This window comes from Piscinibacter sp. XHJ-5 (genome assembly GCF_029855045.1).
Lineage (GTDB): Bacteria > Pseudomonadota > Gammaproteobacteria > Burkholderiales > Burkholderiaceae_C > Albitalea.
Genome location: NZ_CP123228.1, coordinates 3,118,299 through 3,135,247, shown reverse-complemented (window position 1 = coordinate 3,135,247; position 16,949 = coordinate 3,118,299). Strand labels below are relative to the sequence as shown.

Genomic DNA, 16,949 nt, shown 5'->3' with positions numbered 1-16,949 from the left:
GGCGTCGCCTTCTCCGCCTCATGCATGAGCGGGCGCCAGGCTGCGGCGCCATCGACTGCTGAGCGCATCGACCGCGATCACCAGCACGATCATCGCCAGCAGGACCGTCGAGGCCTGCGCCTGCTGGAAGATCGACAAGTGGAAATACAGCATCTGCCCCAGCCCGCCGGCGCCCACGAAGCCGAGCACGGCGGCCATGCGGATGTTCATCTCCCACCGGTAGAGCGCGTACGCGACCCCCTGCGCGACCACGCCCGGCAGCGTCCCATAGGCGAATGCCGCGACGCGGCCGCTGCCCGACCGGATGAGCGCCAGTTCGGGCTCGCGTGGCGCGTTCTCCAGCGTCTCGGCGAACAGCCGCCCCAGCACGCCGGTGGTGTGCAGCGCCAGGGCCAGCGCGCCGGCGAAGGGCCCCAGCCCCGCCGCCAGCACCATCAACGCTGCCCATACCAGCTCGGGCACGCTGCGCAGGCCGTTCAGCAGCAGTCGCGCCGCCTGCCGCGCCGCCCAGCCCAGGCGGCCCGCGGCCGGCAGCGCGAGCAACGCGGCGCAGGCGACGGCGAGCAGCGTGCCGAGCGCGGACACGGCCAGTGTCTGCAATGCGCCCCAGGCCGTCCTGGCGACGAACGCGGGCGAGAGGTCGGGCGGCCAGAACTCGGCGATGAACCTGCCCATCGCCCGCAGGGACGTGGCGGCGAACAGCCCGCGGTAGTCGATGGCCAGGTACGCGAAGCTCGCGACCACGGCCGCGACGAGGGCCAGCGAGACGGCGATGCAGGTGAGGCACGGCCCTGCGGCACTGGCCCTGTCCTGCGCGCTGACGGAGAAGTCGCTCATGCCAGCAGCCTGCGCAGCGCCGCGCTCAGCGCATCGGCCAGGAGCACCAGCAGCAGGAAAGTGGCGAGGATGGTGCTGGCCTCGCCCCCGTTGAGCATCTTCATCGACTGGTCCATCAGCTGACCCAGCCCGCCGGCGCCGACGAAGCCCATCACCACCGAAGCGCGCACCGCGCATTCCCAGCGATACACGGTGTAGGAGGCGAGCTCCTGCGCCGCCCCCGGCAGCAGGCCGTAGGCCAGCGCCGCGAGCCGGCCGCTGCCCGCCTCCAGGAGTGCGCGCGCCGGCCGCGTGTCGGCGGATTCGAGGATCTCCGCGTACACCTTGCCGAGCATGCCGCCGTAGGTGATGGCCAGCGCCAGCACGGCGGCGGCAGGGCCCAGGCCGAGCGCACGCACGAACACCAGCGCCCACACCACTTCCGGCACCGCGCGCAGCACCGTCAGCGCTACCCTCGCCGCCTGCCGGCGCAGCACGCCCAGGTGCCGCCCCGGCCCCGGCCCGATGCGCGACACGGAGAGCGCACGCGTCATGGCCAGCGCCAGCGGCACGGCCATGACGAACGACAGCGCGATGCCGGCCGTGGCCATCGCCAGGGTCTCCAGCGTCGCCTTGAGCAGCAGGCCCAGGAACTCGGCCGACGTCGCCGGCGGCAGGAAGGCGCCGAGAAAGGCAGCCATCACTTGCAGATGCCCGGAGTCGAGCAGCGCCCAGGGCTTGAATTCGGCGAGCAGCAGCGCGGGCCAAAGCACCACCAGGGCCAGCAGCAGCGCCGTGAGGCGCCGTCGGGCGTCGGGGTCGCGGTCGGTGGCCTGGGGGATCGTGGCCATCAGCAGCGCGGCCGGGTCAGCGGCACGACCTTGTCGCCGGCCGATGCGGGGATCACGACCGGCTGGTTCGCCTGCGTCGGCAGCAGCCGACCTTCGGTGGCGTACAGCTCGTGCAGCATGCCCGCGCTGACCTCCCGTGCGGGCAGATCGAAGCTCAGCACGCCGTCGCGCAGGCCGACGATGCGCGGGAACCATTTCAGCGCCAGGTCGACCGCGTGCAGCGAGGCGACCAGCGTGCTGCCTGCGGCTTCGCTTTGCGCGATGAGCTGGCCCACCGCCGCATCGGCCAGCGCCGGGTCCAGCGAGGACACCGGTTCGTCGGCCAGCATCAGCTCGGGCCGCTGGTACAGCACGCGGGCGATGCCCACGCGCTGAAGCTGGCCGCCGGACAGGCGATCGCAGCGATCGAACAGCCGATCGGCAAGATCGAGACGCGCCAGCGCCTCACGGGCCCCGGCGATGTCGGCGGGATAGAGCAGCGAGCCCAGCGCGCGCGCCGTCGACCATGAACCCAGCCGTCCCGCGAGCACCGCCGTGATCACGCGCAGCCGCGGCGGGATGGGCGGCGCCTGGTGCACCAGTCCGATCCGTGCGCGCAGCCGCCTCAGCTCGGCGGCCGAGAGCTGCCACGGGTTGCGCTCGAGGGCGAGAACGCGCCCCTCGCTGGGTCGCAGCGACGCCCCCAGCAGCCGCAGCAGCGTCGTCTTGCCGGCCCCGGACGGTCCGATGACGGCGACGCGCTCGCCGCGCCGGGCCGCGAGCGTGAGCGCGCGCAACGCGCGCTGGCCGTTGGGATGGACGAACCCGACGGCATCCAGCGAAAACGACATGCGCGCTACTTCAGCAGGCCGGCGGCCTTGGCGGCGGCCTCGATCCCGTCGTAGTTGGACGTCTTCGTCGGCACGAACTTCGAGGCGCGCTGGAGCGCCATCAGCTCCTTGTGCTCGGGGTTCGCGGGATCGAGCTTGAGGAAAGCCTCGGTGATGCGCCGGGTCAGCGCGGCATCGAGGCCCGGTCGCACCGTCCAGTTGTAGTCGTAGTACGTCGGCGTGGTGGCCAGCACCCTCACCTTCGCCGCATTGGCATTGCCGCTCTCGACCAGCTTGTCCATCACCGAGGCGTTCAGCACGCCAGCTTCGGCACGGCCGGAGGCGACGAAGGCCACCGTCGCGTCGTGCGCGCCGGAGAACGCGACGGACTTGAAGTCGGCGTCGGGGTTGAGCCCTTCCTTCAGCAGGAAGTAGCGCGGCATCAGGTGCCCGGAGGTGGACGACGGCGCGCCGAATGCAAAGGTCTTGCCCTTCAGCTCGGCGAGCGACTGGACCGGGCTCGCCGCGGGCACGATGAACTTGCTGGTGAACTTCTCGTCCTCGGCGCGCTGCACGATGGGCACCGCGCCGCCCTGGGTGCGCAGCTTGGCCTGCACGAAGGTGAAGCCGCCCAGCCACGCCAGGTCGATCTTGTTGTTGGCCAGGCCCTCGACGACGGCCGCGTAGTCGGTCACCGGCGTGAACTGCACCTCGGCCCCGGTCTCCTTCTTCAGGTAGTCGCCGAGCGGCTTGAACTTGCGCTGCAGCTCGGTCGGCGCCTCGTCCGGGATGGCGGAGACGCGCAGCACCGGGGCTTGGGCGAGGGCGGCGCCGGCGGCGGCGATCAGCAGCGAGCCGGCGAGGCGGGCTGCGAGGACGGAAAGGCGTTTCATCGATGGAGGTCCCTGGCGTATCAGCGTATGGTCGAAACGGTACGAAAACCGGCGAACACGTCCGTGCGGTGCGGCTCGAAGAAATTGCGGAAGCCGGCATCGTGCAGCCGTGGATGCGTGGCGAACGCGCCGCCGCGCAACTCGCGATGATCGCCGAACCAGGGAGCGGAGTAGTCGCGGTAGGGCCCGGCCCTGAAGCCGGGATGGGGCTGGAAGGAGTCGGCCGTCCACTCCCAGACGCAGGCGCCCCATTGCATGGCGGTGCTGCGCGCGGCGTGCTCCCATTCGGCCGCGCCGGGCAGGCGCCGCCCGGCCCAGCGGCAGTAGGCCTCGGCTTCCCAGGCGTTGACGTGGATCACCGGCTGCTCGGGGTCGAGCGGGAGCCATCGATCGAACCAGCGGACCTGCCAGCCGCCGGCGGCGCGGCGCCAGCGTGCCGGATGGGCCGGGCCGCCCGCCGCCCGCCAGGCGCCGGCCGGGCCGGGCCACCACGCCGCCTCGCCATAGCCGCCGGCTTCGACGAAGCGCAGGAAATCGCCCGCGGTGACCGGCGCGGCGTCGATCTCGAAAGGCTCGAGCCGCACGGTAAGCCCCGGCAGCTCGTTGTCGAACGCAAAGCCGCCGTGTGCGCGAGGGCCGCCGATGCGGACCTCGCCGCCGCCCGCCGGCAGTCGCTGCGCGGCCTGCACGCGCGGCAGCACCAGGCCGGCGGGCGCGGCGTACTCGAGCGCGGCGCGCATCCAGGCGAAGGCCTCGCCATGCATGTCCTCGTGGAACAGCGCCAGGCGGTGGAAGTACAGCGCGTCGGGGTCGTCGCCGTCGGGGATGGCCTCGAGGCAGGCGGCGAGCTGCTCGTCGAGCATCACCCTCACCTGCAGCCGCGTCGGCAGCGGCGCGGACCAGCGCGCGGCGTGCGGCAGCCGTGACGAGTCGAGCAACGCGTCGGGACCCGCGATGTGCGGCGGCCGGCGCGCATGCACGAAGCCGTCGTCCGCCACGTGGTGCGGTCCGCGCAGGATCCAGAACTCGGCGAACCACGCGATGTGCGCGAGCTCCCAGGCAACCGGGTTGAGGCCCGGCCGCTGCGGCACGCGCCACTGTCCGTCGCGCAGGTCCTCGACGCGCGACAGCGTGACCGCGCGGCTGTCGCGCAGCGACTGCGCCATTCCGCTGCCGGCCAGACGTCTGGCATGGTTGTCCATGGCTGCACCCCCGCTTGCACCGTGCCAACATCGGCCGATGAGCCTGCCGCGAGTCTCCATCGTCACGCCGGCGCTCGCCGGGGCGAACAACGGCAACTGGCACACGGCGGCCCGCTGGCAGCGGTACCTGTCCCCGATGGCTCAAGTCGACATCACATCGGCGTGGCAAGGCCAGCCGGTGGATGCCCTGATTGCGCTTCACGCACGGCGTTCGGCGGATTCGATCGACCGCTTTCGGCTGGCGCATCCCGACCGGCCGCTGGCCCTCGTGCTGACCGGCACCGACCTGTACCGCGACCTGCCGGCCGGCGACGCCGCGGCGGCCCGTTCGCTGGCGTGCGCTGATCGCATCGTGGTGCTGCAGCAGGAGGCGCTGCGCCTGCTGCCGGAGGCCGCACGCGGGAAGGCCCGCGTCATCGTGCAGTCGGCGCCTCGGCTGGTGCGCCGTGACCAGGCACGTGGCCATTGCGAGTTCGTCGCGGTCGGCCATCTGCGCGACGTCAAGGACCCGCTCACGCTGATGCGCGCCGCCTGCGCCCTGCCCGACCGGCCGGCCATGGGCATCGTCCACATCGGCAATCCGCTGGACGAGGCGCTGGGGCGCGAGGCCGAGCGCACCATGGCCGCCTGCCCGCGCTACCGCTGGCTGGGCGGGCTGCCGCCGGGCACCACGCGCCGCTGGATCGCCCGCGGCCGCGCGCTGGTCCACATGAGCCGCATGGAAGGCGGCGCCAATGTCGTCATCGAAGCGGTGCGCTCCGACGTGCCGGTGCTGGCCAGCCGCATCGACGGCAATGTCGGCCTGCTGGGCGCCGGCTACGACGGGTACTTCGAGGCCGGCGATGCGGCGGCGCTGGCGCAGCTGATGGTCCGCTTCGCGAGCGAGGCCGCGTTCGCCGCGCGGCTGGCGCAGCAATGCGCTGCGCTCGCGCCCGGCTTCGCGCCGTCGGTGGAGGCGGCCAGGGTGCGGGCGCTGCTGGCGGATCTTTCACGACAATGCACCACCGATCCCAGGACATCGCCATGACCCCTCCCATTCGCCTCACCAGCTTCTCGCACGGCGGCGGCTGCGGCTGCAAGATCGCGCCGGGCGTGCTGTCGCAGATCCTCAAGAGCAGCGCCGGCGGGCTGATCCCGCCTCAGTTGATGGTCGGCATCGAGACGGCCGACGATGCCGCGGTGTACCGGCTCAACGACGAGCAGGCGCTGATCGCCACCACAGATTTCTTCATGCCCATCGTCGACGACCCGTTCGACTTCGGCCGCATCGCTGCCACCAATGCGATCAGCGACGTGTACGCGATGGGCGGCACGCCCATCATGGCGCTGGCGCTGGTGGCGATGCCGGTGAACCAGCTGCCGCTGGAGGTCATCGGCGACATCGTGCGCGGCGGCGAGTCGGTGTGCCGCGAAGCGGGCATCCCGATCGCGGGCGGTCACACGATCGACTCGGTCGAGCCGATCTACGGCCTGGTCGTCATGGGCCTGGTGCATCCGGACAAGGTGCGCCGCAATGCGGACGCGCGGCCCGGCGATGTGCTCGTGCTCGGCAAGCCGCTGGGCGTGGGCGTGCTGTCGGCGGCGCTGAAGAAAGGCAAGCTCGACACTGCCGGCTACGCCGAGCTGATCCACCACACCACGATGCTGAACAAACCCGGCGCGCAGCTCGCCGAGCTGCCGGGCGTGCATGCGATCACCGATGTCACCGGCTTCGGCCTGGCCGGGCACACGCTGGAGCTGGCGCGCGGCGCCGGCCACACCGCCCTGATCGAGTGGAGCCGCGTGCCGCTGCTCGAAGGCGTCGCTGCGATGGCCGCGGATGGTTTCGTCACCGGTGCCTCGGGCCGCAACTGGGCCGGCTACGGTGCCGAGGTGAGCCTCGATGCGTCGCTGCCGCAGGTGGCGCGGGACCTGGTCACCGACCCGCAGACATCCGGCGGCCTGCTGGTGAGCTGCGACCCGGGCAGCGTCGACCAGGTGCTGCGCATCTTCCGGGCAGGCGGTTTCGACCAGGCGGCGGTGATCGGGCGGGTGGAAGCGGGAGCGCCGCGCTTGCGGATCTGCTGAACCCCACCGCGACGCGCCGATCGGGTCAAGCAGACGACTGCGGCCTGCGCTTTCGCAGCAATGCCCGCAGGCTCGGTGGCGGGGTCGCGTCCCCTTCCAGGTACACGCACACGAGCTTGAGGCGCTTGCTGCGCTTGCAGACGATGCGCAAGCCGAGCAGCAGGGGCACGGCGATCAGCGCGCCGGCGATGCCCCAGAGCCAGCCCCAGACCATCACCGACAGGAACACCGACAGCGGCGCCAGCCGCAGCCGCCGCCCCATCACCCACGGCGTGGCGAGATTGCTCTCGATCGCGTGCAGCACCAGGAAGACGGCCGGCGGCGCGAGCATGCCGAGGTCGACGCCGACGCTCATGCTGCCGGCCACCAGCAGGGCGCCCGCGACGACGGCGGGCCCGAGGTAGGGCACGAAGTTCATGATCGCGGTCACGACGCCCCACAGCACCGGGTTGGGCAGGCCGATCGCCGCCAGCGCCAGCGCGGTGAGCGTGCCCAGCCCGAGGTTGATGAGGCTCATCGTGCCGAGGAAGAGCCCGATCTCGCGCTGTGCCTGGCGGATGCCGCCCAGGACGAGCGCACGCGTGCGCCTGCGCGGCACCGCCTCCACGGTGCGCGACACCAGCCAGTGCTCCGAGGCGAGCAGGAAATACAACAGGATGACCGTCGCTGCCGCCTGCACGGCGAACCACAGCATCTGGCCCAGCACCACGCGGGTGAAGCTCAGGCCCTCGCTGGCGATCTTGTCGGCGATCGGGTCGGGCTGGGCCGCAGGCGCCGCAGCCGCGGCCGGCGACGCCTTGCTCTTGCGGCCGGCGGGCGGCGAGGCCGTGTCCCATATCGCCGTGCGCACCCGCTGCGCCGAATCGATGAGTGTGCGCACCGTCCCCGGCGCACGCTCCCACCAGTCGGCTGCCGGCTGCGCCAGCATCGCGCCCACCGCGACGCACACCGTCAAGGCCGCTGCGACCACGAGGGCCGCGCCTGCCGCCTCCGGCATCCCGAGCCGCCGCAGGCCGCGCACCGGCGCCGACAGCATGAAGGTGAGCGCGACCGCAAGCAGCACCGGCAGCAACAGCGGCTTGGCCGCCTGCAAGAGGAACACGACGGCCACGCCCACCAGCGCGCGCAGCGCCCACGACGACGCCGGCAGGCGAGGCCCGGTGGCAGGCGTGGACGGTGGTTTGCTGATCGCAGTCATGAAGCAACCGGATACAGGCAGCTTTCGTGCCCCGTCCCGCGGGCACACCGAGTGCTCCGACGACTTCGATGACCGCCTTCACCGACCTCGGTCCCGAGTTATGGCGCCGGCTGCTCACCGCGCACTGGCGGCCGCTGAGGCTGTGCGCGCAGGCCACGGAACGCTGGCTCGACGAAGGCGGGCCGGCACTGGGCGCGTCCATCGCCTTCTACACGATGTTCGCGGTCGCGCCGCTGCTGGTCGTGGCGATCGCCATTGCCGGCGCGGTGTTCGGGCCGGACGCGGCGCGCGGCCACATCGTCGGCGAGATCCAGGGGCTGGTCGGATCCGCGGCGGCCAAGAGCATCGAGGCGATGGTCGAATCGGCCTGGCTGCATCCGCACGGCCTGCTCGCCGCCGTGCTGGGCATCGTCACGCTGCTGCTCGGCGCCAGCGGGGTGTTCTCGGCGCTGCGGCGCGCACTGAACGCGATCGGACGTGTCGCGCCCCTGCCTTCGGCGTTCGGCGCGCTGGTGCGCGCCCGCCTGATCGCCTTCGCGCTGGTGCTCGGCTTCGGCTTCCTCGCCGTCGCCTCGCTGCTGGTCAGCGCGGCGCTGGCCGCGCTCGGCAAGTACCTGTCGAGCCGCTATCCGGGCATGTCGAGCCTGTTCGCGCTGTTCGACGTGGCGGTGTCGACCGCCGTGCTCGTGGTGGCCTTTTTCTCTCTCCTGCGCTGGCTGCCCGACGTGCCGCCCAGCCGCCACGCGGTGTGGATCGGCGCGGCCTGCAGCGCGCTGCTGTTCGCCATCGGCAAGCACCTCATCGGGCTTTACCTGGCGCGTGCCAGCGTGGCCTCCAGCTACGGCGCCGCCGGCTCCTTCGTCGTCGTGATGCTGTGGGTCTACTACTCGGCGCAGATCCTGCTGTTCGGCGCAGCACTGGCCGCGACGCTGGACGCGCACGACGGCGGTGGCGACGCGGCTGCGCGGGCATCGGGCGGCCCGTCGATGCGCCGCGCGCCGCCACCCACCTCGCTGGCTGAGGCCCGTGCCCGCCGCGGCTCGGGGCGCGTGCGTCCCATCCATTCCGCGAACAATCCGTGGAACCGCGCGCCGGTGAAGATCCTGCGGTTTCCGGGCGAGCGGGTGCGGCGGATGCCGGGCGAGCGGCTCTAGCTCTCCCGCTCGAGGCAGCGGAAGCGCGCAGGGCTAGTGCTTGCGTGCCGGACCCCGTCCTTCGCGCTCGCCGGCGGCGGCGATCTCGTGGTCCTCCACCAGCGGCATCGGACCGGTGGCTTCCGCCTCCCGCTGGCGGTCCTTCTCGGCGTAGGCCTCGAGGCGGTTGTAGAGGGTCTTGAGGCTGATGCCGAGGATGCGTGCCGCGGTTCGCTTGACGCCGCCGCACTGCTCCAGCGTGGCCATCGTGACGCGGCGCTCGACCTCTTCGAGCGGCGTGCCGACGCGCACCACGATGAGCCCGCTCTGGTCCTCGGCCGCGATCGGTGCGGACTGCGTGGGCTCGCCGCCTTCCACCACGTTGTCGGCCAGGATGTAGGCGCGCTGGACGTAGTTCTTCAGCTCGCGCACATTGCCCGGCCAGGTCATCTCGTACAGCCGCGCCAGCGCATCGGCGGAGAAGGTCTTGTGCGTGCCCTCGGTGCGGTTGAGCTCGCGCAGGAACTGCTGCGCCAGCATCTCGATGTCGGTGCCGCGCTCGCGCAAGGGCGGCAAGGTGATCGGGAACACGTTGAGGCGGTGGTACAGGTCCTCGCGGAACTTGCCTTCGGACACCGCCCGCTCAGGCGAGCGGTTGGTGGCGGCGATGATGCGCACGTCCGAGGCGATGGGCTCGGTGGTGCCGACGCGCGTGAAGGTGCCCGTCTCCAGCACCCGCAGCAGCTTGACCTGCAGGTCCAGCGGCATCTCGGTCACCTCGTCGAGGAACACCGTGCCGCCCTTGGCCTGCTCGAAGAATCCGCGGTGCTCGCGGTCGGCGCCGGTGAAGCTGCCGCGCGCATGGCCGAACAGCTCGCTCTCGATTAGGTTGGGGGAGATCGCGCCGCAATTGATCGCGAGGAACGGAAACTTCTTGCGGCGGCTCAGGTCGTGGATGGTGCGCGCGGCCAGCTCCTTGCCGGTGCCGCTCTCCCCGGTCAGCAGCACCGTGGCCGCGGTCGGCGCCACGCGCGACAGCTTGTCGTACAGCGACTGCATCGGCGGCGAGTCGCCGAACATGTGGCCGAAGCGGCCCACCCGGCGAAGCTCCTCGCGCAGCTCGCCGATCTCGCTCTTCAGCTCGGTCGTCTGCGGCTGCCGTCGAAGGATGGCGCGCAGGCGCTCCACGTCGACGGGCTTGATGAGGTAGTCGCTGGCGCCGATGCGCACCGCTTCGATGGCGCTGTCCACCGAGGCATGGCCGGTGATGACGACGACCTCCGTCTGGGCAGGCGACTCGAGATCGCGCACGAGGTCGGTGCCGCGCCCGTCGGGAAGCTGCAGGTCGGTCAGCAGCACATCGGGAGTCTGTCGCACCAGCTGCGCGCGCGCATTGCGCAGCGAATCGGCGGTGGCCACCGTGTAGCCTTCCGCCTGAACCACCTCCGACATCCAACCCACCACGTCGGGCTCGTCGTCAACGATCAATGCGTGCGGCATTGCCATGTCTCCTGGGCCTGGAAGGTGTCCAGTCGCGCGGCATCATTTGCTGGCAACTTGTACAAATTGCCGGGCCCTGACAGCAATCTCCCCGAGGCACGGCAACCCCTTGCGATCGCAGCGGAGCAACCTGCACTCCCGGCAAGAAGTGCAGAGGGACATCTCTCAACCGGTGGCGCGTTCGCGCCGTCCTGATCGGCCGGCGGCCATCGCATGTTCATGCTCCTGGGTTGCGGCCCGCGGACGGCGCGCCGCCAGCAAGGGCACGACGATGGGCGCCGCGCGCTCGGCGAGCACCTTCTCGACCGCCTCGTGCACCACCTCGGCGGTGTTGTCCCACGAGAAGCGCGACACCGTCGACAGCATCTCGCCGACGCGCTCGGCACGCTTGTAGGCGGTCTCGGAAAGCGCCCAGTGGCACGCCTCGATGAACGAGATCGCATCGCGACCGATGCGCACCACGTCGCCGTACATCGCGACGACGTCGTGCAGCGGCGTGCTGACGATGGGCTTTTCCGCCGCCATGTACTCGAGGGTCTTCGTCGGGCTGATGAAGCGCGTCGCGTCGTTCAGCGCGTAGGGCAGCAGGCAGACGTCCCAGTCGGCGACCAGCTGCGGCAGCAGCTGATACGGCTGCGGCCCCAGCCAGTGGATGTTGCGCCGTTGCGGCAACGCCGCCGGATCCAGCCGCGCCACCGGGCCCACCATGACGAGCTGCCAGTCGGGCTGGGCGTCGGCGATGCGCTCGAGGAGCTGCATGTCCACACGTTCGTCGATGACCCCGAAGAAGCCCAGCCGCGGGCCCGGGATGCGACCCTGCACCTGCTCGGCCTTCAGCATCAGGTCGATCTTCGACGTGGCGATCTGCGGCGAGTAGTGCTGGGCGTCGACCGCGCTGGGAACGCACACCACGTTGGGGTGCAACGCCCGCCGCGCCTCGAACAGGCTCGGCCCGGCGGCCAGCACGAGTTGCGAGCCGGCGAGCAGCTCCTGCTCGAGCTGATGAACCCGCGGCCCGGCGGCGTCGTGCGGCTCGTCTATGCAGTCGTAGACGACCGCGCGTGGCCGCAGACCGGCCAGCAGCGGCAATGCCGCCGGGGTGTAGAACCACGCGATGCAGTCATCGATGCCGCGCGCGCGCAGCGCCTCGGCAATCATCGGCTGCAGCGTCGCCATCTGGTCGTCTCGAAAGCCGCCGGGCCCGGCCATGGTCAAGCGTGGCTTGATCACCTCCACCCCCGGCGCCAGCGACGCGCCCTCGAGGCGCGGCGGCCCCAGGTCGTGCAGCGGCTCTTCGATGTACAGCACCGGATAGTGCCGGGCCAGCCGCGACAGCAGGTGCTGCGGCCGCTGGTAGACGAAGTTCCACCGCAGGTGCGAGAAGACGACCAGGTGGGGCATCAGACTTCCGTGGGTGTGCCGGGGCGTCATTCCTTCTCCGACGAACGCGAGCGGGACGACTTGGCCGAGGCCTGCGGACGCGCCTCGGCGGCGCCGCGCGACGTGGAGCGGCCGGCCGCGACACGGCCCGCGCCCGTGGAAGCCTGTTCCTCTTCGGCGGGCATGCCCTTTTCCTCCATCAGCGTCTCGCGCTGGGCACGCATCTCCTCGAGCACGGCGTCCCATTCGGCACCGCCCTGCTTGAGCTGCTTGAACATCTCGCCTTCCTCTTCCTGGATGTGGTGGTTGAGGTATTCGCCCAGCACCTTGAAGGTCGCGGCGAACTTCTCGTCCTCGGGCTGCATGCCCTTGAGCTGCTCGATCAGCACCTTGGCGGTCATGTGCTCGACCTCGGCTTCATCGATCAAGTCCTCTTCCTTCACCGCGCCGCGTGCCGCGGGATAGAAGAGCTGCTCCTCCAGCTGGGCGTGCACCTCGACTTCGGCGAGGGTCTGCTCCACCAGGCTCTTGCAAGCCTCCGGATCCTCTTGCGGGTCGAGCTTCTCGAAATCCTTGAAGGCCTTCTTCACCTTCTTGTGATCGGCCTTGAGCATCGCGACGATCTGGCTCTTGGCGCCCGATCCGCGGGTGGCGCCTGTGCTGCGGCTTGAACTGTTGCGTGTGGCCATGAGGGCTCTCCTGATTCAACGGCGTGCGACATGCATCGCGTGTTGCCGGTTCGGCAAAAGTCGTGCCCCGAAAGCCTTGCAGTGCCGGCGTCGATGAAACACGCCAGGAACTTCAGTTGCGCGTGGAAACGAAGCTCAGCCGCTGTAATTTCTGCTCGCATGCGACGGTCCCGTCACCTGTGTGGGCGCATCGACTTCGCAATGCGTGATCGGGCAGCGCGTGAACATCCGGACACAACATCGGAAGGCCGTCCGGGCGCCGCAATTGCTGCAGCAAATCGCACAAACTTCAGCGTCGGCGATGGCACTTCGACAGCGCTGAAAGCGGCCCCTCGAACCGGGTCGCATGCCTCGCCGAATCCACGCGCATCAACGAGTTGCACGCGCCGACCGGCTCGCTGGCACAGGTGTTGCGTCATGCAGGGTGGACGTGCCGCAGTGCGCCCGCCGCCCCGCTCAGCTCTCAAGTTCCGAGCGGCCGACGCCTCTTACCGTCATCGAGAAGTCTCATGAGTTCACCGGCGCTTCAGACTCGAACAGAACACCGCCAACACCAGACACTCACTCCCCGACTGCAACACGCTGTACGTCTGTTGCAGCTCTCATCGCTCGACTTTGCCCAGGAGGTGCAGGATGCCTTGGGCAAGAATCCGTTCCTCGAGATGGACGAGCCTTCCGGCGAGACGCCCGCGGCTGGCGGCGAAGAGAACGGAAGCACTCCCTCGACCACGCCCGAGATGACTGCCGCGGAAACGCCGGCCGCCTCCGCCGAGGCGGACGCGGCATGGGAGCGGGAGAACTGGCAGACCACGGGCGGCAGCAGCAGCTCCGCCAACAGCACCGGCGACTCCGACGGCGTGATGGAGATGGTCGCCGCCGACGTCGACCTGCGCCAGCACCTGCACGGGCAGATCAACGTGATGCCGCTCACCGACCGCGACCGCGCGCTGGTGGGAGCCGTCATCGAGTCGCTCGACGACGACGGCTACCTGCGCTTGTCGCTCGAGGAGCTGGCGGACCTGGCCGAGATGGAGCCGCCGGTCGACGACTGCGAGATGGGCACGGCGCTCAAGCTCGTGCAGTCCCTGGACCCTTGCGGCGTCGGCGCACGCAGTGTCGCCGAGTGCCTGCTGCTGCAGCTCGAATGCATCGACGACCCGGTCGATCGCGAGCTCGCACGGCGCATCATCACCGAGCAGCTCGACAAGCTGGCGCAGCGCGACATCCCCGGGCTGGCAAAGGTGTTCGACCAGGAAGCGGCGCACATCGAGGCCGTGTGCGAGCGCATCCGCCACCTCGACCCGCGTCCCGGCTGGCGCTTCGGCTCCTCGCACGTGCACTTCGTCGTGCCCGATGTGATCGTCAAGAAATTCCGCGGCCAGTGGACCGCCCAGCTCAACCCGGCCGTCGTGCCCAAGGTGCGGCTGAATCGCGTGTATGCCGAGCTGTTCCAGCAGCACCGCAATTCCAAGCATGCCGAGCTGGCGGCGCACTTGCAGGAGGCGCGCTGGACGGTGCGCAACGTCGAGCAGCGTTTTTCGACCATCCTGCTGGTGGCCGAGGCCATCCTGAAGCGCCAGCGTCACTTCCTCGAATACGGACCGCTCGCGATGAAGCCGCTGGGCCTGCGCGAGATCGCCGACGAGGTGAAGCTGCACGAGTCCACCGTGTCACGCGTGACCAACAACAAGTACATGGCCACGCCGTCGGGCGTGTACGAGCTCAAGTACTTCTTCTCGCGCGCCATGCCCACGGCCAGCGGCGGCGCCTGCTCGGCGACGGCCATCCGCGGCGTGATCCAGGACATGATCGCCGCCGAGAACCCGCTCGATCCGCTGTCCGATGCCGAGATCGCGAGGCAGCTCGCCCGGCAGGGCCTGACCGTGGCTCGGCGCACGGTCACCAAGTACCGGCAGATGCTGAAGGTGCCGGCCGTGGAGCGGCGGCGCAAGCACTCCTGACGCCGCTCAGGCGTGTAGCCGGAAGCGAACCCGGAATCTCACTTGCGCACAGGCGCCGGCGCCGGCGCCGCCGCCTGGCGTCCACCGGCCTCGGCGGGCTTCGGCGCCTTCGCGTCGCGCGCGCCGGCCGGGCCGTCAGCATCGCGCAGCTTCTGCAGCGTCTGCTCGCACCCCCCCGCATGCTCCTTCTCGCCCGGATCGAACAGCGCGATCAGCGAGGCCAGCGGATGGACGGCGGCCAGCACGGCCGCCAGGCCGACCTTGGTCGCCAGCTGCTTCGAATCGAGGCGCACGTGCGGCTGCGAGAACGTGCCTTCCACCTTCACCGGTGAGCGCAGCGTCAACGGACTGGTGTCCTTCGGCTTGGTCACCAGCGTCAGGTCGAGCTTCTCGTCGGCCAGCGACAGCGAGCCGGTCACGAACACCGTCGAGTCGCCGGTGTCGACCAGGCCGACCTCCGGAACCACGATGCCGTCGCCCGCCTTGGCGCGCACCGCCGCGCAGTTGAGCGGCAGGCGCTCGTCGCCGCGGATCAGCACGCCCAGGGCTTCCGCCACGTCGATGCCGGCGCCCTCGATCACCAGGTGCGAGATGGTTCCGTTGCGTATCCAGGCCTGCACCGTGCCCGACAGCGAGCCGATGAGCTGCGCGGTGGACTTGCCGCGGCCCTGCAGCTTGGCGTGGCCGCCGAGGCGTCCGCTGATGTAGCCCGGCTTCTGGCCCGACGTCTGGGGCTGCTTTGCCGCCGCGTCGCGGGGACGCAGCCACTGCTCGAGTTCCACACCGGCCCAGCGCAGGTCGATGTCCCACAGCGGCAGTGGCTTGCCGTCCATCGAGATGCCGCCGCGCAATTCGCCGCCCGCTGAACGCGCGAGCAGGTTGCTGAGCTTGAGCATGCCGCCGTTCAGCGTCAGGTCTCCCTGCAGCGGCGCGAGCGGCTGGCGGAACAGGCTGCCCAGGTCGGCGCGTCCCAGGCGAACCTTGACCTCCGCATTCATCGCATGCAGCGACGGGATGTCGAACTCGCGCTGGGGCAGCACGCGCCCGGCCGGCGGCCGCGGGTTCACCCGCGCCTGGCTGGGCGCGGCCCCGAAGGCGGGCAGCAGGTCGGACAGCACGAGCCGCTCGCCGGTGAGCTCGCCGCGCAGCAAGGGCACCTGCGGGCGGCGGTCGTAGGAGAACTCTCCGCCGAGTCGGCTGTCGCCGACGTTCAGGTTGATGTTCGCCAGCGACCAGACCTGACCCGACTTGCCGAGGCGCCCCTTCAGCGTGAATGGCTCGGTGGTCGGCAGCGTGACGCCGATCGCATCGCCGACGCGCGCCAGCGAGATGCCCGACAGCGTGGCGTTGCCGTCCAGCGCCTGCAGGCTGAACACATCGGTGGCGGTGCCCTCGAATGCGAACTTCGCATCGGGGCCCGCCACGCGCACCGTCATCGGCACCGGCTTGGAGTCGCTGCGCGCCACCAACGGCAGCACACCCGAGGCCGTGACGCGGAACTCCACCGGCCGCCCCTCGTGGCGCCCGCTGCCGTCGATGACCAGCCCGGCCGGCTTGCCGCCCGCCGCGCGCTCGCCTTCGGTCGTGCTGACGGTGGCCGTCAGCGCCGTCTTGCTCAACGCGTCGTCCAGCGCAATGCGGCCGTTGGCGATGACCAGCTCGCCGAAATGCGGAACCGCCAGCGGCGCCGAAGGCGGATCGCGCCTGGCCGCCGGCGTGAAGATCCAGTTGGCGCGGCCGTCGGCCAGGCGCTTCAGCGACGCATCGACGCGGTCGAAGCGCAGCGAGCGGATGAAGACCGGTTCATTCGCGCCGTCGGGGTTCATCATGCGGCGCACCGTGCCGTATGGCAGGTCCAGCCACGCGCCCTGCGCGTTGATCAGGTCGCCGCCCAACGCCGGATCGGCCTGTGGTCCCTGGGGCGCGCCGATGCGCAGCGAGTCCGTCTTCACCCGGATCGAGCCGAGGAGCTTGAGGGCGAACTCGTCGCCGAAGCGGACCTCGCGGTGCAGGCGCTGGCCCAGGCGGCTTTCGATCGGTCCTTTCAGGAACGGCCAGCCGGCCCACTCGCACGCGCCGACCGCCAGCACCGCGGCGGCGAGGATCCCCAGCGGCCACGCCGCTTTGCGCCAGCGCGCACCCGAGATCGGCGTCATGATGAAACTCCTGGAGCTGCTCCATCCGCGCGGCAAACGCTGTGCCCTTGCGGCACGGGCCTTGCAAATCCGGCGCAGCGCGCGCTGCCCTCCCCGTCGACACGAACGCGCGCCTTCGCCGCCATGGAAGACCGTGTGTAAGAACTACAGCGACCGCCACCACCGCGTTCGCGTGGGGACACGCGCCTGCGGCGGCGATAGACTCCTCGCGCAGGGCGCGGCACAGCGTCCCCGTTGTCGTATCCACCTTCGTCGTCGAGTCGGGATGTCCATGGGGACGCCAGCATGTCAGTT

14 protein-coding genes are annotated in these 16,949 nt (G+C 70.6%); 4 read left to right on the top strand and 10 right to left on the bottom strand.

The features are described 5' to 3' along the window. Positions 1-18 precede the first annotated feature (18 nt). Genes phnE through senA form a run of 5 tightly spaced genes read right to left on the bottom strand, consistent with a single transcriptional unit; the run spans position 19 to position 4,571 of the window. Entirely contained in the window at positions 19-837 is an 819-nt protein-coding gene (phnE, locus tag P7V53_RS14765) for a phosphonate ABC transporter, permease protein PhnE (RefSeq protein WP_280156228.1), read from the bottom strand. Next, positions 834-1,667, bottom strand: coding sequence for an ABC transporter permease (locus tag P7V53_RS14760; RefSeq protein WP_280156227.1), 834 nt, complete (start codon positions 1,665-1,667; stop codon positions 834-836). Before P7V53_RS14760 ends, phnE begins: the two co-directional genes overlap by 4 nt. Then, positions 1,667-2,497, bottom strand: a complete 831-nt coding sequence (locus tag P7V53_RS14755; protein ID WP_280156226.1) for an ATP-binding cassette domain-containing protein — start codon at positions 2,495-2,497, stop codon at positions 1,667-1,669. The genes P7V53_RS14760 and P7V53_RS14755 overlap by 1 nt, the downstream gene beginning before the upstream one ends. Before the next feature lie 5 nt (positions 2,498-2,502). Then, positions 2,503-3,369: a putative selenate ABC transporter substrate-binding protein gene (locus P7V53_RS14750; RefSeq protein WP_280156225.1), complete on the bottom strand. Its 867-nt coding sequence runs from the start codon at positions 3,367-3,369 to the stop codon at positions 2,503-2,505. Positions 3,370-3,389: 20 nt separating this feature from the next. Beyond that, positions 3,390-4,571: a selenoneine synthase SenA gene (gene senA, locus P7V53_RS14745; RefSeq protein WP_280156224.1), complete on the bottom strand. Its 1,182-nt coding sequence runs from the start codon at positions 4,569-4,571 to the stop codon at positions 3,390-3,392. Positions 4,572-4,608: 37 nt separating this feature from the next. Between senA and senB the strand changes: the two genes are divergently transcribed. Continuing rightward, positions 4,609-5,598, top strand: coding sequence for a selenoneine biosynthesis selenosugar synthase SenB (gene senB / locus P7V53_RS14740; RefSeq protein WP_280156223.1), 990 nt, complete (start codon positions 4,609-4,611; stop codon positions 5,596-5,598). After that, positions 5,595-6,638 (top strand): selenide, water dikinase SelD, encoded by a 1,044-nt coding sequence (gene selD, locus P7V53_RS14735; RefSeq protein ID WP_280156222.1) that lies wholly within the window; start codon positions 5,595-5,597, stop codon positions 6,636-6,638. The genes senB and selD overlap by 4 nt, the downstream gene beginning before the upstream one ends. 25 nt (positions 6,639-6,663) lie before the next feature. On the opposite strand, the gene P7V53_RS14730 is transcribed toward selD, so the two are convergent. After that, entirely contained in the window at positions 6,664-7,836 is a 1,173-nt protein-coding gene (locus P7V53_RS14730; protein ID WP_280156221.1) for an AI-2E family transporter, read from the bottom strand. Between the two features lie 68 nt (positions 7,837-7,904). Between P7V53_RS14730 and P7V53_RS14725 the strand changes: the two genes are divergently transcribed. Beyond that, positions 7,905-8,990: a YihY/virulence factor BrkB family protein gene (locus P7V53_RS14725; RefSeq protein WP_280156220.1), complete on the top strand. Its 1,086-nt coding sequence runs from the start codon at positions 7,905-7,907 to the stop codon at positions 8,988-8,990. A 33-nt stretch (positions 8,991-9,023) separates the two neighbouring features. Here P7V53_RS14725 and P7V53_RS14720 read toward each other — a convergent pair whose 3' ends face one another. The 3 genes from P7V53_RS14720 to P7V53_RS14710 all read right to left on the bottom strand — a co-directional run bounded on the left by P7V53_RS14720 (position 9,024) and on the right by P7V53_RS14710 (position 12,538). Further along, entirely contained in the window at positions 9,024-10,469 is a 1,446-nt protein-coding gene (locus P7V53_RS14720) for a sigma-54 dependent transcriptional regulator (RefSeq protein ID WP_280156219.1), read from the bottom strand. A gap of 165 nt (positions 10,470-10,634) precedes the next feature. Then, the gene (locus tag P7V53_RS14715) at positions 10,635-11,870 is read right to left on the bottom strand and encodes a glycosyltransferase (RefSeq protein WP_280156218.1); all 1,236 of its coding nucleotides are present in this window, start codon (positions 11,868-11,870) and stop codon (positions 10,635-10,637) included. Between the two features lie 26 nt (positions 11,871-11,896). After that, positions 11,897-12,538 carry a hemerythrin domain-containing protein gene (locus P7V53_RS14710; protein ID WP_280156217.1) on the bottom strand — a complete coding sequence of 214 codons (642 nt, stop codon included), beginning with the start codon at positions 12,536-12,538 and terminating at the stop codon, positions 11,897-11,899. A 509-nt stretch (positions 12,539-13,047) separates the two neighbouring features. On the opposite strand from P7V53_RS14710, the gene P7V53_RS14705 reads away from it, so the two are divergent. Further along, positions 13,048-14,499 (top strand): RNA polymerase factor sigma-54, encoded by a 1,452-nt coding sequence (locus tag P7V53_RS14705; RefSeq protein WP_280156216.1) that lies wholly within the window; start codon positions 13,048-13,050, stop codon positions 14,497-14,499. A gap of 38 nt (positions 14,500-14,537) precedes the next feature. Here the strand turns inward: P7V53_RS14705 and P7V53_RS14700 are convergent, their stop codons facing one another. Continuing rightward, positions 14,538-16,655 carry an AsmA family protein gene (locus P7V53_RS14700; RefSeq protein ID WP_280156215.1) on the bottom strand — a complete coding sequence of 706 codons (2,118 nt, stop codon included), beginning with the start codon at positions 16,653-16,655 and terminating at the stop codon, positions 14,538-14,540. Between the last annotated feature and the right edge of the window lie 294 nt (positions 16,656-16,949).

Coding starts and splice junctions, on each gene's coding strand:
- selD (WP_280156222.1), top strand. CDS start 5,595: ATGACCCCTCCCATTCGCCTCACCAGCTTCTCGCACGGCGGCGGCTGC.
- P7V53_RS14710 (WP_280156217.1), bottom strand. CDS start 12,538: ATGGCCACACGCAACAGTTCAAGCCGCAGCACAGGCGCCACCCGCGGA.
- P7V53_RS14700 (WP_280156215.1), bottom strand. CDS start 16,655: ATGACGCCGATCTCGGGTGCGCGCTGGCGCAAAGCGGCGTGGCCGCTG.
- phnE (WP_280156228.1), bottom strand. CDS start 837: ATGAGCGACTTCTCCGTCAGCGCGCAGGACAGGGCCAGTGCCGCAGGG.
- P7V53_RS14715 (WP_280156218.1), bottom strand. CDS start 11,870: ATGCCCCACCTGGTCGTCTTCTCGCACCTGCGGTGGAACTTCGTCTAC.
- P7V53_RS14750 (WP_280156225.1), bottom strand. CDS start 3,369: ATGAAACGCCTTTCCGTCCTCGCAGCCCGCCTCGCCGGCTCGCTGCTG.
- P7V53_RS14725 (WP_280156220.1), top strand. CDS start 7,905: ATGACCGCCTTCACCGACCTCGGTCCCGAGTTATGGCGCCGGCTGCTC.
- P7V53_RS14755 (WP_280156226.1), bottom strand. CDS start 2,497: ATGTCGTTTTCGCTGGATGCCGTCGGGTTCGTCCATCCCAACGGCCAG.
- P7V53_RS14730 (WP_280156221.1), bottom strand. CDS start 7,836: ATGACTGCGATCAGCAAACCACCGTCCACGCCTGCCACCGGGCCTCGC.
- P7V53_RS14760 (WP_280156227.1), bottom strand. CDS start 1,667: ATGGCCACGATCCCCCAGGCCACCGACCGCGACCCCGACGCCCGACGG.
- P7V53_RS14705 (WP_280156216.1), top strand. CDS start 13,048: ATGAGTTCACCGGCGCTTCAGACTCGAACAGAACACCGCCAACACCAG.
- senA (WP_280156224.1), bottom strand. CDS start 4,571: ATGGACAACCATGCCAGACGTCTGGCCGGCAGCGGAATGGCGCAGTCG.
- P7V53_RS14720 (WP_280156219.1), bottom strand. CDS start 10,469: ATGCCGCACGCATTGATCGTTGACGACGAGCCCGACGTGGTGGGTTGG.
- senB (WP_280156223.1), top strand. CDS start 4,609: ATGAGCCTGCCGCGAGTCTCCATCGTCACGCCGGCGCTCGCCGGGGCG.